Consider the following 15,726-nt stretch of genomic DNA (forward strand, 5'->3'; position numbering starts at 1 on the left):
TCTCAAACCCGCCAGAAGTGGCGGGTACTCAGAAACTGACCTAATGCGGTGCTGTGAGTTTTAGATCGATCGGTTATAAGCAGAAGTTGCCTGACGGGCTTCAGGCTTTGCCGCGAATCAACTGGCGCAAGGCAAATCGATTGGGGTGGCAGGCTTCGGCGACGCTGCGGGGCAGGGGCAGCGGTTCATTTTCCAGCCAGGCGGCGAGCAGCTCGCCAGACAGTGGTGCGGTGATCAGCCCCCGGGAACCATGGCCGCTATTGACGTATAGACCTTCGAGCCAAGGGCACGGAGTGTCCGGTACTTGTCGGGCGTCCTTGGCCAGCGCGCCATAGGCCTGGTTGAAGGCCTGGCTGTCGGCCAGCGGACCGACAATCGGCAGGTAGTCGGGGCTGGTGCAGCGAAAGGCTGCGCGTCCCTGGAGGTGCTCCGGGTCCAGTTCGGCAATGTGCAGGCGCTCGACCAGGTCGGGGGAGATGTCCTTGAGCATGTCCAGGTTGCCCAGGTGTTCGGCGGTGGTGGGCGTGAGGTCGTCGCTCTTGAAGTCGAAGCTGGCGCCCAGGGTGTGTTCGCCCAGGCGCGCCGGGGCGACGTAGCCTTCGGCGCACACCACGGTGCTGAGGCTCTGGCTCTGTGGGGTTTGGGCCAAACGAGTGATCTGCCCGCGAATACGCTTGAGCGGCAAGTCGGCACTTTGCGCAAACTGCTTGATCTGCGCCGCGCCCGCCAGGATCACCACCGGCGCGCTGGCCAGCAGGGTCTCGCCGTCCCAGGCTTGCCAGAGCGGGCCGACCTTGCGCAACTGCAGCACTTCACGGTGGGCCAGCAGTTGCACCTGGGGGTGGGTCGCTTGCCAGCGGCACAAGGCAGGCGGGTGCACCCAACCGCCTTCGGGGTAAAAAAGCCCGCCGTGTTCCAGGTCGATGCCGGCGATGGCCTGGGCCTGGAGGCGATCCAGTGGATGCAGCAGATCGGTCGCAAAGGCCGCTGTCAGCTTGGCCTGGCGCTCGGCTTCCTTGGCATCGAATGCCAGTTGCAGGACCCCGCAATCATCCCAGTCATGGCCGCGTTGCAAGTGTTCCAGCAGGCGCCGGGTATGGCCGAAGCCGCTGACGATCATTTGCGAAAGGGCGGTGCCGTGGGCCGACAATTTCAGGTACAGCACCCCTTGCGGATTGCCCGAGGCTTCCTGGGCCAGGTCGGCGTGCCGCTCCAGCAGGCTGACCTGCCAGCCACGTGCAGCGAGGCTGGCGGCACTGGCGCAACCGGCCAGGCCGGCGCCGATCACCAGTGCGTGGCGTTCGCTGGGGCGCTGCGGCGGACGGGCAAACCAGGGTTTGACGGCTGGCGGTGCCGGGGTCTCTGCGGGCCAGGCGACGAACGCCCCGCGCAGGATCTCCCATTTGTGGCCGATGCCCGGCGTGCGGCGCATCTTGAAGCCCGCGGCGTTGAGCAATCGCCGCACCCAGCCGGTGCTGGTGAAGGTACTGATGGTCGAGCCGGGGGCGGCCAGGCGTGCCAGCTCGGCGAACAGCTCGGCGGTCCACATCTCGGGATTCTTCGCCGGGGCAAAGCCGTCGAGAAACCAGGCGTCGACCTGCGCGTCCAGTTGTGGCAACTGCTCCAGGGCGTCGCCAATCAGCAGCGTCAGCGTGACGCGGCCATGGTCCAGCACCAGGCGCTGGAAACCCTGGTGGATGGCCACGTACTGCGCCAGCAAGGGCTCGGCGAAGGGCTTGAGTTCCGGCCACAGGGCCAGGGCTCGCTGCAGATCGGCAGGGCTCAGCGGGTATTTTTCGACGCTGATGAAATGCAGGCGCGCGCCAGCCACTGCCTGCTGTTCAAACAGTTGCCAGGCGCAGAGGAAATTCAGCCCGGTACCGAACCCCGTCTCGCCAATCACCAGTTTTTCGCCGGCGCTCAGGGCGGCGAAACGTTCGCTCAGGCGGTTTTGTTCGATGAATACATAGCGGGTTTCTTCCAGGCCCGATTGGTCGGAGAAATACACGTCATCGAACACCCGCGAGCGCGGGCGGCCTTGGTCGTCCCAGTCGAGCTGGGCGTGGGGCAATACAGGATTCATGGCGGGCTCAGCATTGGCAAGGCCGCCATTCTAGCGGATCAGGGCAACGGGAACTGATCTATGGCAGCTCTACGCGTTTTACCCACACAAACCGCCGGTCAATCCGCTAGGCTTGGGCCATCTTGGATGGGAGCCAGTCATGTTCGAATCTGCCGAAATCGGTCACGCGATCGATAAAGAAACCTACGAGGCCGAAGTACCGGCGCTGCGTGAAGCCTTGCTCGAAGCTCAGTTCGAGTTGCAGCAGCAGAACCGTTTTCCGGTGATCGTGCTGATCAACGGTATCGAAGGGGCCGGCAAGGGCGAAACGGTCAAATTGCTCAACGAGTGGATGGACCCGCGGCTGATTGAAGTGCGCACCTTCGACCAGCAAACCGACGAAGAGCTGGCGCGACCACCGGCCTGGCGCTATTGGCGCATGCTTCCGGCCAAGGGCCGTATGGGGGTGTTCTTCGGCAACTGGTACAGCCAGATGCTGCAAGGCCGGGTTCACGGCTTGTTCAAGGACGCGGTGCTGGACCAGGGGATCAATGGCGCGGAACGCCTGGAGAAAATGCTCTGCAACGAAGGCGCGCTGATCTTCAAGTTCTGGTTTCACCTGTCCAAGCAGCAAATGAAGGCCCGCCTCAAGTTGCTGCAGGACGACCCGCTGCACAGCTGGCGCATCAGTCCCCTGGACTGGCAGCAATCCCAGACCTACGACAAGTTCGTGAAGTACGGCGAGCGGGTGATCCGCCGCACCAGCCGCGACTATGCACCCTGGCACATTATCGAAGGCGTCGACCCTCATTACCGCAGCCTGGCAGTGGGCAAGATCCTGCTCGCTGGCCTGCAGGCCGCCCTCAAGCGGCCCAATCTCAAGCCGGACAAGGTCAGCGCCGCGCCACTGACCACCAGTGTGGACCGGCTCGGGTTGCTGGATGCCTTGGACATGAGCCAGCAACTGACCAAGAAAGACTATGAAGAGCAACTTATTACCGAGCAGGCACGGCTGTCCGGCTTGCTGCGTGACAAACGCATGCGCAAGCACGCCTTGGTCGCGGTGTTCGAGGGCAATGATGCGGCGGGCAAGGGCGGGGCGATCCGGCGGGTGGCCGCGGCGCTCGATCCGCGGCAGTACAGCATCGTGCCGATTGCCGCACCGACTGAGGAAGAGCGTGCGCAACCTTATCTGTGGCGTTTCTGGCGGCACATTCCGGCGCGGGGCAAGTTCACCATCTTTGACCGGTCCTGGTATGGCCGGGTGTTGGTGGAGCGCATTGAAGGTTTCTGTACACCGGCTGACTGGATGCGGGCCTATGGCGAAATCAATGACTTCGAAGAGCAGATCGATGCGTCCAATGTGATCGTCGTGAAGTTCTGGCTGGCTATCGATAAACAGACCCAGTTGGAGCGTTTCCAGGAGCGCGAGCAGATCCCCTTCAAGCGCTTCAAGATCACCGAGGACGATTGGCGTAACCGCGAAAAATGGGACGACTACCGTGCCGCCGTGGGCGATATGGTCGATCGCACCAGCACCGAGGTCTCGCCCTGGACCCTGGTGGAGGCCAACGACAAGCGCTGGGCCCGGGTCAAGGTGCTGCGCACCATCAACCGGGCGCTGGAAGCGGCGTTCGAAAAGTCCGACAAGCACGACAAGAAACGCAAGTAGGGGTAGCTCTCTGGCAAGTCGTAAGCGTCGTGTCAGGCTCCATTCATGTTGGTCGCGAGCGAGCACCATGGGTTTGCATACGCGGGGTGAATGATTGTCGCGGTCGGCAGGGCGGTGGATTTATCCTCGATTCACTCCCCTGAACGACAACAACAATGAGGTATGCCATGCGTGAAGTAGTGATCGTCGATAGCGTGCGAACCGGCCTGGCCAAGTCTTTCCGTGGCAAGTTCAACCAGACTCGCCCGGATGACATGGCGGCCCATTGCGTCAACGCGCTGCTGCAACGAAATGGTATCGACCCGGCCAGCGTCGAGGATTGCATCGTCGGCGCCGGCTCCAACGAAGGTGCCCAGGGCTTCAATATCGGGCGTAACGTGGCCGTGCTCTCGCGCCTGGGCACGGGCACCAGCGGCATGACGCTGAACCGCTTCTGTTCCTCGGGTCTGCAGGCGATTGCCATTGCGGCAAACCAGATCGCTTCGGGTTGCAGCGACATCATTGTCGCCGGTGGCGTCGAGTCCATCAGCCTGACCATGAAAAGCGTCAACACCGACAACCTGATCAACCCGTTGCTCAAGGAGCAGGTGCCCGGTATCTACTTCCCCATGGGCCAGACCGCGGAAATCGTTGCCCGTCGGTATCAGGTCAGCCGCGAAGAGCAGGACCGCTACGCCCTGCAAAGCCAGTTGCGTACCGCCCAGGCGCAGGCCGGCGGATTGTTCGACGATGAAATCGTGCCGATGGCGGTGAAGTACAAGGTCGAGGACAAGAACAGCGGCCAAGTGCAGATCCTCGAGGGCATCGTCGATCGTGATGACTGCAACCGTCCCGACACCACCTACGACAGCCTGGCCGGATTGAAGCCCGTGTTCGCCGAGGACGGCTCGGTGACGGCGGGCAACTCGTCGCAACTGTCCGACGGTGCTTCGATGACCCTGGTGATGAGCCTGGAAAAAGCCCTGCAACTGGGCCTCAAGCCCAAGGCGTTCTTCCGGGGTTTCACCGTGGCCGGTTGTGAGCCGGATGAGATGGGCATCGGCCCGGTGTTCTCGGTGCCCAAGCTGCTCAAGGCCAAGGGCCTGCAAGTCGCGGATATCGATCTGTGGGAACTCAACGAAGCCTTTGCCTCGCAATGCCTATACAGCCGTAACCGCCTGGACATCGACAACGAGAAGTACAACGTCAACGGCGGCTCGATCTCCATCGGCCACCCGTTCGGCATGACCGGCTCGCGCCAGGTCGGGCACCTGGTGCGCGAACTGCAGCGCCGCAACCTGCGCTACGGCATTGTGACCATGTGCGTGGGCGGAGGCATGGGCGCTAGCGGGTTGTTCGAAGCGGTGCGTTGAGCGGACCGACCCATACAGTCGTGTTAGCGGCTAGTGCGCAACTGTCCCTGTGTGATGCCGGCGTGGAAGCCTAGAATGGGGTTTTCACGCCGTCTTGCTCTGGGGTTTGCATGCACATTTCGTCCGGTCGCTGGGTCTATGGTCTGTTCCTGGCCCTGTTGACCGCTTTTTTATGGGGCATTCTGCCGATCAAGCTCAAGCAGGTGCTGCTGGTGATGGACCCGGTCACGGTGACCTGGTTTCGCCTGCTGGTTTCCGGTGGGTGCCTGTTTGTCTACCTGGCGGCCACCCGGCGCCTGCCAAGCCATAAGTCCCTGGGGCCCAAAGGCGGCTGGCTGGTGCTGATGGCGGTGCTCGGGCTGGTGGGCAACTACGTGCTGTACCTCATGGGCCTGAATCTATTGAGCCCCGGCACTGCGCAACTGGTGGTGCAGGTGGGCCCGATCCTGTTGCTGATCGGCAGTGTGTTCGTGTTCAAGGAGCGTTTCAGCCTGGGGCAGGGGATCGGCCTGCTGGTGCTGTTGCTCGGCTTCGGGCTGTTTTTCAATCAGCGCCTGGGCGAGTTGTTGACGTCCCTGAGTGACTACACCGCCGGGGTGCTCTTGATTCTGTTGGCCTCCACCGTGTGGACGTTCTATGCGCTGGGGCAAAAACAATTGCTGACGGTGTGGAATTCGCTGCAGGTGATGATGGTGATCTACCTGTTTTGCGCTCTGTTGCTCACGCCTTGGGTGCACCCTCTGGAGGCGCTGCAATTGAGCCCGCTGCAAGGCTGGCTGCTGCTGGCGTGCTGCCTCAATACCCTGGTTGCCTATGGTGCGTTTGCCGAGGCACTGGCCCATTGGGAAGCCTCGCGGGTCAGTGCGACGCTGGCGATCACGCCGTTGGTGACGTTTGCGGCGGTGGCGATGGCGGCCTGGTTATGGCCCGAGTATGTACAGGCCGAGCAGATCAATGGCCTGGCGTATGGCGGTGCGTTGCTGGTGGTGCTGGGTTCGGCGCTGGTGGCATTGGGGCCGTCGCTGATGGCCGGGCTCAGGGCGCGGCGGATGCGGGCAGCGGTCAGTCGGTAGAGCGCATTGTTGTTTATCGCGGACACGCCTTGCTCCTACCTGGGGCAAGGCGTACCCGGTGTTAGCGTGCTGGCGGACTCAGCCCTGCTTGCCGGCCTCCAGCATGTTTTCCGGACGCACCCAGGCATCGAACTGCTCGTCCGTCAGGTAGCCCAACTGCAACGCCGCCTCACGTAGGGTCAACCCCTCGCTGTAGGCTTTCTTGGCGATTTCCGCCGACTTGTCATAACCGATGTGCGGGTTCAGCGCGGTCACCAGCATCAAGCCTCGTTCCAGGTGCGCGGCCATTTGCCCGGCATCCGGTTCCAGGCCGGCGATGCAGTGCAGCTGGAAGTTACTGCAGCCGTCAGCGAGCAAACGGATCGATTGCAGCAGGTTGTGGATGATCACCGGCTTGAACACGTTCAACTGCAGGTGACCTTGGCTGGCGGCAAAGCCGATCGCCACGTCGTTGCCCATCACCTGGCACGCCAGCATCGACAGGGCTTCGCACTGGGTCGGGTTGACCTTGCCGGGCATGATCGAACTGCCCGGTTCGTTGGCCGGCAGCTTGACCTCGGCGAAACCGGCGCGCGGTCCGGAGCCGAGCAGGCGCAGGTCGTTGGCGAGTTTCATCAGGGTCACGGCGAGGGTTTTCAGTGCGCCGGACAGGGTGGTCAGCGGCTCATGACCGGCCAGCGCGGCGAACTTGTTCGGTGCGGTGACAAACGGCAGGCCGGAGAGGGCGGCCAGTTCCGCGGCAATCGCTTCGCCAAAACCATGGGGTGAATTGAGCCCGGTGCCGACGGCGGTCCCACCCTGGGCCAGCTCGCAGACGGCCGGCAAGGCGCTGCGAATTGCCCGCTCGGCGTAGTCGAGCTGGGCGATGAAGGCGGAAATCTCCTGGCCAAAGGTGATCGGCGTGGCATCCATCAGGTGGGTACGCCCGGTCTTCACCAGCTTCATGTGGCGCGCCGCCAGCTCGGCCAGGCCGCCGGACAGTTCGTTGATCGACGGCAGCAGGTGCTGTTGCACGGCCTGCACCGTGGCAATGTGCATGGCCGTGGGGAAGCAGTCGTTGGAGCTCTGCGAGCGGTTGACGTGATCGTTCGGGTGCACTGGCGCTTTGCCGCCACGGGGGTTGCCGGCCAGTTCGTTGGCACGACCTGCAATCACCTCGTTGACGTTCATGTTGCTCTGGGTACCGCTGCCGGTTTGCCAGACCACCAGGGGGAACTGCTCGTCGTGCTCGCCGTCGAGTACTTCGTCGGCCGCCTGTTCGATCAGCCGGGCAATATCGGCCGGCAGGTCACCATTACGGTCATTGACCCGGGCCGCCGCTTTCTTGATCAGCGCCAGGGCGTGCAGCACCGCCAGCGGCATGCGTTCGTTACCAATCGCGAAGTTGATCAGCGAGCGTTGGGTCTGCGCGCCCCAGTAGGCGTCATCCGGGACTTCAACCTGGCCAAGGCTGTCTGTTTCAATACGGCTCATGGGTCACATTCCTTCAGGGTTGATAGCGAAGTTTAGGTGCTGATTGTCGCTGGGGGTTCCATCAGTCGATTTTTCTACCGTTGGGTTGCTGCAAATCAGGCCCGGCACGGGGGAGGGGTTGAGCGCACGCGTTTTTTAGGCGCAGAATGGCTCCCCTTGGGGTTTTACCTCGCTTGCTAGAAAAGGAAACTCGATGACCCGTCTTCGTGCCATCTGTACCGCGGTTGCCCTGGTCTGCGCCAGCGGCCAGGCCTTCGCCGATACCGCCAGCCACAATGCCAGCGCCGAGGCTTTCCTGACCCTGGCGCATGCCGACAAGCTGGGTACCCCGGTGTACATGCAGGTGCAGCAGATGTTTGCCCAGCGCTTTGCCCAGACCAAGGCCCCGGAGTCGAAAAAGGCCGTGCTGGAAACCTACCAGGCCAAGGCCAACGCCGCGCTGGACCAAGCCATCGGCTGGAACAAGCTCAAGCCGGACATGGTCAAGCTGTACACCAGCAACTTCAGCGAATCCGAACTCAAGGACCTGGTCGCGTTCTACAAGTCGCCACTGGGCAAGAAAGTCCTGGAAAAAATGCCCCAGCTGACTCAGCAATCGGCGCAGATGACCCAGGCCAAGCTGGAAAGCGCGGTACCGGTGGTCAACAAACTGCTGGCCGACATGACCAACGAACTTGATCCAAAAGCCGCGGCAGATGCCAAGAAAAAGCCCTGACCGGAGCCCGTGATGACCATGCAACAACGTATTGAGACGACGCTGAACGCGTTGCTACCCGTGCACCTGGATGTGCTGGACGAAAGCCACATGCACAGCCGCGGATTGCAGACCCACTTCAAGGCGGTGGTGGTCAGCGAACAGTTCGCCGGGCTCAACAGCGTCAAACGCCACCAAAAGGTCTACGCCACCTTGGGCGACCTGATGGGGGAGTTTCACGCATTGGCGCTGCACACCTACACCCCTGAGGAGTGGGCCAAGACCGGTGCGGCGCCTGCCTCGCCGACCTGTGCCGGTGGCAGCAAGCACTGACCGCCTACAGGCAAGCGGATTTTTGTTAGACTACGCAGCGCGCCGGTTATGCCGGCGCGTTTTTTTTCGCATCCGGTTCACCCTTTACGAGGGTAGCCACCTGGAGAAATACCCATGACACAACAGATTGTCGTGGCGGCACTGTATAAGTTCGTCACCCTGGAAGATTACGTCGCGCTGCGCGAGCCCCTGCTGCAGGCGATGGTCGACAACGGCATCAAAGGTACCCTGCTGATTGCCGAGGAAGGCATCAACGGCACGGTTTCCGGCAGCCGCGAAGGCATCGACGGCCTGATGGCCTGGCTCAAGAACGATCCGCGCATGGACGATATCGACCACAAGGAATCGTACTGCGACGAGCAGCCGTTCTACCGCACCAAGGTCAAGCTCAAGAAAGAGATCGTGACCCTGGGCGTCGAAGGCGTCGACCCGAACAAGAAAGTCGGCACCTACGTCGAGCCCCAGGACTGGAACGCCTTGATCAGCGACCCGCAAGTGCTGTTGATCGATACCCGTAACGACTACGAGGTCTCGATCGGCACTTTTGAAGGGGCGATCGACCCGAAGACCACCAGCTTTCGCGAATTTCCCGACTACATCAAAGCCAACTTCGATCCGGCCAAGCACAAGAAGGTCGCGATGTTCTGCACCGGTGGCATCCGCTGCGAGAAGGCGTCGAGCTACATGCTCAGCCAGGGCTTCGATGAGGTCTTCCACCTCAAGGGCGGGATCCTCAAGTACCTCGAAGAGGTGCCGCAGGAAGAAACCAAATGGCAGGGCGACTGCTTTGTGTTCGATAACCGGGTCACCGTTCGCCACGACTTGAGCGAAGGCGACTACGATCAATGTCATGCCTGCCGTACACCTGTCAGCGTCGAAGACCGTGCGTCCGAGCACTACGTGGCCGGCATCAGTTGCCCCCACTGCTGGGACAAGCTGAGCGAGAAAACCCGTCGCAGTGCGATCGACCGGCAAAAGCAGATTGAACTGGCCAAGGCGCGAAACCAGCCGCACCCGATTGGCTACAACTACAAGCAATCCAGCACCGAGGCCTGAACCATGACCGCGCGCCTGCTCTATGTAATGGACCCGATGTGTTCCTGGTGCTGGGGGTTCGCTCCGGTGGCGGAGGCATTGGCCTTGCAGGCGCAGGCCGCCGGCGTGGATGTGCACCTGGTGGTCGGCGGCTTGCGCACCGGCAGTGGCTCGGCGCTGGAGCCCACCACCCGGCGCTACATTCTTGAGCATTGGCAGGCCGTCAACGACGCCACCGGCCAACCGTTCAAGCTCGACGGTGCACTGGCGGAGGGTTTTGTCTATGACACCGAGCCTGCCTGTCGCGCGCTGGTCACGGCCCGCAGCCTGGCACCGGATTGCGCCTGGCAGTTGCTCAAGCTGATCCAGCAGGCGTTTTATGCACAGGGTCGCGACGTCACCCATGCCAGCGTGCTGGTGGAGTTGGCCGAGCAAGCGGGCTTGCCGCGGATCGAATTCGCCGCGGCCTTCGACCGTGCCGACCAGCACGCCGCCACGGCGGCGGATTTCACCTGGGTCCAGGACCTGGGGATTGCCGGCTTCCCGACCTTGTTGGCCGAGCGTAACGGTCAACTGGCCTTGTTGACCAATGGCTACCAGCCACTTAGCGAGCTGTCCCCATTGCTCGGCCGCTGGCTGGAGCGTGCTGCCTGTGTATGACCGGCCTGACGCCGAACAGCCACCGGAGCGAGTCGATCGGCTGAGTTGGGCACACATCCGTCGCCTCGCCCTGCGGCATAAAAAAGCCTTGTGGATCGCCAACGGTGTCGCCGTCCTGGCGACCCTGTGCAGCGTGCCGATTCCCTTGCTGCTGCCGTTGCTGGTGGATGAGGTGTTGCTGGGCAATGGTGATGCGGCGCTGAAGGTGATGAACCACGCGCTGCCCCAGGCCTGGCAAAGCGCCGCCGGTTATATCGGCCTGATGTTGCTGATCACCCTGACCCTGCGTTGCGCGGCGTTGTTGTTCAACGTGGTGCAGGCGCGGCTGTTTGCGGGCTTGGCCAAGGACATCGTGTACCGCATTCGCCTGCGCCTGATCGAGCGCCTCAAGTGCATTTCCCTGGGAGAGTATGAAAGCCTGGGCAGCGGCACGGTGACCACCCACCTGGTCACCGACCTGGACACGGTCGACAAGTTTGTCGGCGAGACCCTCAGCCGGTTCCTCGTGGCCATGCTGACGTTGGTGGGCACGGCGGCGATCCTGGTCTGGATGCACTGGCAGCTCGCACTGCTGATTCTGTTGTTCAACCCACTGGTGATCTACGCCACGGTGCAGTTGGGCAAGCGGGTCAAGCACCTGAAGAAGCTGGAGAACGACAGCACCTCGCGGTTCACCCAGGCGCTGACCGAGACCCTGGACGCGATTCAGGAAATCCGTGCCGGCAACCGCCAGGGCTTTTTCCTCGGTCGCCTCGGCACCCGTGCCCGGGACGTGCGCAACTATGCGGTCAATTCCCAGTGGAAAACCGACGCCTCGAGCCGCGCCAGTGGCTTGCTGTTCCAGTTCGGCATCGACATCTTTCGTGCGGCAGCGATGCTCACGGTACTGTTTTCCGACCTGTCCATCGGCCAGATGCTGGCGGTGTTTAGCTACCTGTGGTTCATGATTGGTCCGGTCGAACAACTGCTTAATCTGCAATACGCCTATTACGCAGCCGGCGGTGCCCTGACGCGCATCAATGAGCTGCTGTCGCGCGCCGACGAACCGCAGTACCCGGGAGGGATCGATCCGTTCAAGGGGCGCGAGACGGTCGGCATCGAAGTGCAGGGCCTGAGTTTCAGCTATGGCGACGAGCCGGTGCTGGATCAGATGAACCTGTCCATTGCGCCTGGAGAAAAAGTCGCCATCGTCGGGGCCAGTGGTGGCGGCAAAAGCACCTTGGTGCAATTGCTCCTGGGGCTTTACACCCCCCAGGGCGGCGAAATCCGTTTTGGCGGTGTCACCCAGCACGACATTGGCCTGGAAACCATACGGGAGCATGTCGCGGTGGTGCTGCAGCACCCGGCGCTGTTCAACGACAGTATTCGCGCCAACCTGACCATGGGCCGCGAGCGCAGTGATGAAGCCTGCTGGCAGGCCCTGCAGATCGCCCAGCTCGATGCCACCGTCAAGGGCCTGCCCCAAGGGCTGGACAGCATCGTCGGGCGATCCGGGGTGCGTTTGTCCGGTGGCCAGCGACAACGCCTGGCCATTGCCCGGATGGTGCTCGCCGAACCCAAGGTGGTGATTCTCGACGAGGCCACCTCGGCCCTCGACGCCGCCACCGAGTACAACCTGCACCTGGCGCTGGCGCGGTTTCTCAGTGGACGCACTACCTTGATCATTGCGCACCGCCTGTCTGCGGTGAAGCAGGCCGACCGGGTGCTGGTGTTTGATGGCGGGCAAATTGCCGAGGACGGCGACCACCAGCAGCTGATCGCTGACGGTGGCTTGTACGCTAAGCTGTATGGTCATTTGCAACAGCACTGAGGGCGATTAGCGCTCACTTTCCTGAAACTGGCGCACCCTGTTCAGGACTAGGCAACGAAACCCAAGGTTCGAGCGTTCAAGTGTTCTCGAGGTGGTATACCTCTATGAGCATTAAAAATGCCGCGGCTTGCCGGGAGTGAGATCGCCTCCTAGGCTAGCTGTAGCGAAATCGTGCAGACGACGATCAAGCAGTGCTAACGCAAGGGACCTCATGAAGCAAAAAAGGACTCTCGGGACACCTCGGTTGCTGGGCATCGTCTGGCCGTTTATTGCCGTCGTGCTATTTCAGGCCCTGCTCGGTGGTGTCAGCCTCTACACGCTGTCAGCGGTTCGCGGCTATGTGGCTGGCGAGAGCCTGTGGTCCAAGAGCCAGAAAGACGCGATCTACTACCTCAATCTGTACGCGGACAGCCGCGACGAGTCGATCTTTGGAAAATACCAGCAGGCCATGGCGGTGCCAGAAGGTGGCCATGAGCTGCGGGTTGCGCTGGACAGCGAGCCGCCGGACCGTGAAGCGGCCCGACGAGGCATTATCAAGGGGGGCAATCACCCCGACGATGTGCCGAGCCTGATCTGGCTGTACTTGAATTTTCGCCATTTCAGCTATCTGGAAATCGCTATCGATCGTTGGATCGAGGGTGATGCGTATCTGGTCCAACTGGACGAAGTCGCCCGGGAGATGCATGAGCGCATCATCCACAACCAGGCCACCGACGCGGACATGGCGCGTTGGAAGGCGCGGATATTTGCCATCAATGAAGGTGTAACTCCCGCCGCCAAGGCCTTCAGCGATGCACTGGGCGAGGGCTCGCGGGTGATTCTGCGGTGGCTGCTGTTCACCAACCTGGCGACTGCACTCGGCCTGATTGCCCTGGCCTTGCTGCGGACCCACAAACTGCTGGCCCAGCGCCACGCGTTTGCCGATGCCCTGCAACTGGAAAAAGAGCGCGCGCAAATTACCTTGCAGTCCATTGGCGACGGCGTGATCACCACCGATGTGGAGGGCGCCATCGCCTACATGAACCCGGCGGCTGAAGCGCTGACCCACTGGAAGGCCGCACAGGCCGTCGGCCTGCCGCTGGCGGCGTTGTTCAATCTGCTGGATGAAAACGCCCAGGCCGATGGGTTCAGCCTGATTGAGCACATTCTCAGCGGTCAGCTCAGTGGCAGCAGCGAACACGCCATGCTGATCCAGCGTCTGGACGGCAGTACGGTGTCGGTGACCCTGGTCGGGTCGCCGATTCACACGGCCGGCAAGGTCAGTGGCACGGTGTTGGTGTTGCATGACATGACCCAGGAGCGGCAATACATCGCCAACCTTTCCTGGCAGGCGACCCACGATGCCTTGACCGGCCTGGCCAACCGCCGCGAATTCGAGTTTCGCCTGGAGCAGGCGCTGCTTAACCTGACACGCCAACCGGGGCGACATGCCCTGATGTTCCTCGACCTTGATCAATTCAAGCTGGTCAATGACACCTGTGGCCATGCTGCCGGCGATGAGTTGTTGCGACACATCTGTGCCTTGCTGCAGTCGGGATTGCGCGAGGGTGACACCCTGGCTCGGCTGGGGGGCGACGAGTTCGGCATTCTCCTGGAGAACTGCTCGCCGGAGTCTTCGGAGAGAATCGCCGAAATCCTGCGCCAGACTGTGCAAAACCTGCATTTTGTCTGGAAAGGCCGGCCATTCGTGACCACTGTCAGTATCGGTGTGGTGCACGTCGCGCAGAATCCAACGACCCTGGAATCCCTGTTGCGGGCCGCGGACATGGCGTGCTACATGGCCAAGGAGAAGGGCCGTAACCGCGTGCAGCTGTACCACGTAGACGATTCGGAGTTGTCGCTGCGGTTTGGCGAAATGGCCTGGGTGCAGCGTTTGCACATGGCCCTTGAAGAAAATCGCTTCTGTTTGTACGCCCAGGAAATCGCCACCTTGGGGCACGTCGAGACAGGCGGTGGGCATGTCGAAATTCTGTTGCGCCTGCATGACGAAGCCGGGCGAATGATATTGCCCAACTCGTTCATTCCCGCCGCCGAGCGTTATGGCTTGATGACTTCCCTGGATCGCTGGGTGGTGGAGAATGTATTCAAGATAATTGCCCAGTGTATAGCCCAACAACATGAAGCGCCGATGGCGATGTGTGCGATTAATCTGTCAGGTATTACTATTGGTGATGATGATTTTTTAATCTTCTTGCGTCAGCAGTTTGTAATTCATCGTATTCCGCCTGAAATGATTTGTTTTGAAATTACTGAAACCAGTGCTATTTCAAATTTAGCCAGCGCAATTAAATTTATTAATGAACTCAAGGGTTTGGGTTGCTACTTTTCCCTTGATGATTTTTGTGCCGGAATGTCATCGTTCGCGTATCTGAAACACTTACCTGTAGACTTTCTGAAGATCGACGGAAGTTTCGTCAGGGATATGCTGGACGACCCGATTAACCGCGCAATGGTCGAAGTGATCAACCACATTGGTCATGTCATGGGTAAGCGCACGATTGCCGAGTTTGTTGAAACCCCGCAGATCGAGCAGGCCTTGCTGGAGATCGGTGTGGATTATGCTCAGGGTTACAACATTGAACGACCGCAATTGTTTACCACAGACAGCCTGCTCTGTCGGCCGAGTCGACCTCGGCCATTGTTGTTCAAGGCGCCCGGTACGTTCCGTTGAAGTTGTCTGTCGATCTGTAACCATCACAATCAAAAGGAGTGCGACAGTGATCGATACATTCAACAGGACCGGCCCGCTCATGGAAGCTGCTAGTTATCCCGCCTGGGCTCAGCAATTGATTCAGGCGTGCAGCGAGAGTAAGCGCCGGGTGGTCGAGCATGAACTTTACCACCGCATGCGCGACAACCAACTCAGCGCCCGGACCATGCGCCAATACTTGATTGGTGGCTGGCCGGTGGTGGAACAGTTTGCACTGTATATGGCGCAGAACCTGACCAAGACCCGCTTTGCCCGGCACCCGGGCGAGGACATGGCGCGCCGCTGGTTGATGCGCAATATTCGGGTTGAGCTCAACCATGCCGACTATTGGCTGCACTGGAGTCGTGCCCATGGCGTCAGCCTGGAGGATTTGCAGGCGCAACAGGTGCCTGCGGAGCTGCATGCGCTGAGTCATTGGTGTTGGCATACCAGTTCGTCCGACTCGTTGATCGTCGCCATCGCCGCCACCAACTATGCGATCGAGGGGGCGACAGGGGAGTGGTCGGCGCTGGTCTGTTCCAACGGGATCTATGCGGCCTCATTTGCCGATGAGGAGCGCAAGCGCGCCATGAAGTGGCTGAAGATGCACGCGCAGTACGATGATGCTCATCCATGGGAGGCGCTGGAGATCATCTGCACGCTTGCCGGCCATAACCCCAGCAAGGCGCTGCAGGAAGAACTGCGCCAAGCCGTGTGCAAAAGCTACGACTACATGTACCTGTTCCTGGAGCGGTGCCTGCAACTGGAGTTCGTCCACACGCCCAGCGTAGTTCGTGGGCGCATGGCGATGGCCGAAGGCTGACGGCGCGGCCTCTGTAGCAACTGCCGAAGGCTGCGTTGGGTTGCGCAGCG

12 protein-coding genes are annotated in these 15,726 nt (G+C 61.3%); 10 read left to right on the top strand and 2 right to left on the bottom strand.

All coding sequences use genetic code 11. The features are described from left to right. Nucleotides 1–100: 100 nt before the first annotated feature. Entirely contained in the window at nt 101–2,083 is a 1,983-nt protein-coding gene (gene mnmC, locus Q1W70_RS17790; protein ID WP_166591348.1) for a bifunctional tRNA (5-methylaminomethyl-2-thiouridine)(34)-methyltransferase MnmC2/FAD-dependent 5-carboxymethylaminomethyl-2-thiouridine(34) oxidoreductase MnmC1, read from the bottom strand. 139 nt (nt 2,084–2,222) lie between these two features. Between mnmC and pap the strand changes: the two genes are divergently transcribed. The 3 genes from pap to Q1W70_RS17805 all read left to right on the top strand — a co-directional run bounded on the left by pap (nt 2,223) and on the right by Q1W70_RS17805 (nt 6,159). After that, entirely contained in the window at nt 2,223–3,734 is a 1,512-nt protein-coding gene (gene pap / locus Q1W70_RS17795) for a polyphosphate:AMP phosphotransferase (RefSeq protein WP_166591349.1), read from the top strand. Nucleotides 3,735–3,901: 167 nt separating this feature from the next. Then, a complete protein-coding gene (locus Q1W70_RS17800) occupies nt 3,902–5,086 on the top strand; it encodes a thiolase family protein (protein ID WP_166591350.1) in 1,185 nt (394 codons plus the stop codon). Nucleotides 5,087–5,196: 110 nt separating this feature from the next. Beyond that, complete coding sequence (locus Q1W70_RS17805) at nt 5,197–6,159, top strand: DMT family transporter (protein ID WP_166591351.1); 963 nt, start codon at nt 5,197–5,199, stop codon at nt 6,157–6,159. A 78-nt stretch (nt 6,160–6,237) separates the two neighbouring features. Here the strand turns inward: Q1W70_RS17805 and Q1W70_RS17810 are convergent, their stop codons facing one another. After that, nucleotides 6,238–7,632, bottom strand: coding sequence for a class II fumarate hydratase (locus tag Q1W70_RS17810; protein WP_166591352.1), 1,395 nt, complete (start codon nt 7,630–7,632; stop codon nt 6,238–6,240). A gap of 193 nt (nt 7,633–7,825) precedes the next feature. On the opposite strand from Q1W70_RS17810, the gene Q1W70_RS17815 reads away from it, so the two are divergent. The 7 genes from Q1W70_RS17815 to Q1W70_RS17845 all read left to right on the top strand — a co-directional run bounded on the left by Q1W70_RS17815 (nt 7,826) and on the right by Q1W70_RS17845 (nt 15,676). Then, nucleotides 7,826–8,347: a DUF2059 domain-containing protein gene (locus Q1W70_RS17815; protein ID WP_166591353.1), complete on the top strand. Its 522-nt coding sequence runs from the start codon at nt 7,826–7,828 to the stop codon at nt 8,345–8,347. A gap of 12 nt (nt 8,348–8,359) precedes the next feature. Further along, entirely contained in the window at nt 8,360–8,659 is a 300-nt protein-coding gene (locus Q1W70_RS17820; protein ID WP_095168004.1) for a BolA family protein, read from the top strand. A 114-nt stretch (nt 8,660–8,773) separates the two neighbouring features. Beyond that, nucleotides 8,774–9,715, top strand: coding sequence for an oxygen-dependent tRNA uridine(34) hydroxylase TrhO (gene trhO / locus Q1W70_RS17825; RefSeq protein ID WP_166591354.1), 942 nt, complete (start codon nt 8,774–8,776; stop codon nt 9,713–9,715). A gap of 36 nt (nt 9,716–9,751) precedes the next feature. Next, the gene (locus tag Q1W70_RS17830; RefSeq protein WP_178117407.1) at nt 9,752–10,354 is read left to right on the top strand and encodes a DsbA family protein; all 603 of its coding nucleotides are present in this window, start codon (nt 9,752–9,754) and stop codon (nt 10,352–10,354) included. Beyond that, a complete protein-coding gene (locus Q1W70_RS17835) occupies nt 10,347–12,164 on the top strand; it encodes an ABC transporter ATP-binding protein (protein WP_166591356.1) in 1,818 nt (605 codons plus the stop codon). The genes Q1W70_RS17830 and Q1W70_RS17835 overlap by 8 nt, the downstream gene beginning before the upstream one ends. 211 nt (nt 12,165–12,375) lie before the next feature. Further along, nucleotides 12,376–14,835 (top strand): EAL domain-containing protein, encoded by a 2,460-nt coding sequence (locus tag Q1W70_RS17840; RefSeq protein ID WP_166591357.1) that lies wholly within the window; start codon nt 12,376–12,378, stop codon nt 14,833–14,835. A 79-nt stretch (nt 14,836–14,914) separates the two neighbouring features. Further along, nucleotides 14,915–15,676 (top strand): iron-containing redox enzyme family protein, encoded by a 762-nt coding sequence (locus Q1W70_RS17845; RefSeq protein WP_218585212.1) that lies wholly within the window; start codon nt 14,915–14,917, stop codon nt 15,674–15,676. Nucleotides 15,677–15,726 lie beyond the last annotated feature (50 nt).

The organism is Pseudomonas kielensis (assembly GCF_030505375.1).
GTDB classification, from domain to species: domain Bacteria; phylum Pseudomonadota; class Gammaproteobacteria; order Pseudomonadales; family Pseudomonadaceae; genus Aquipseudomonas; species Aquipseudomonas kielensis.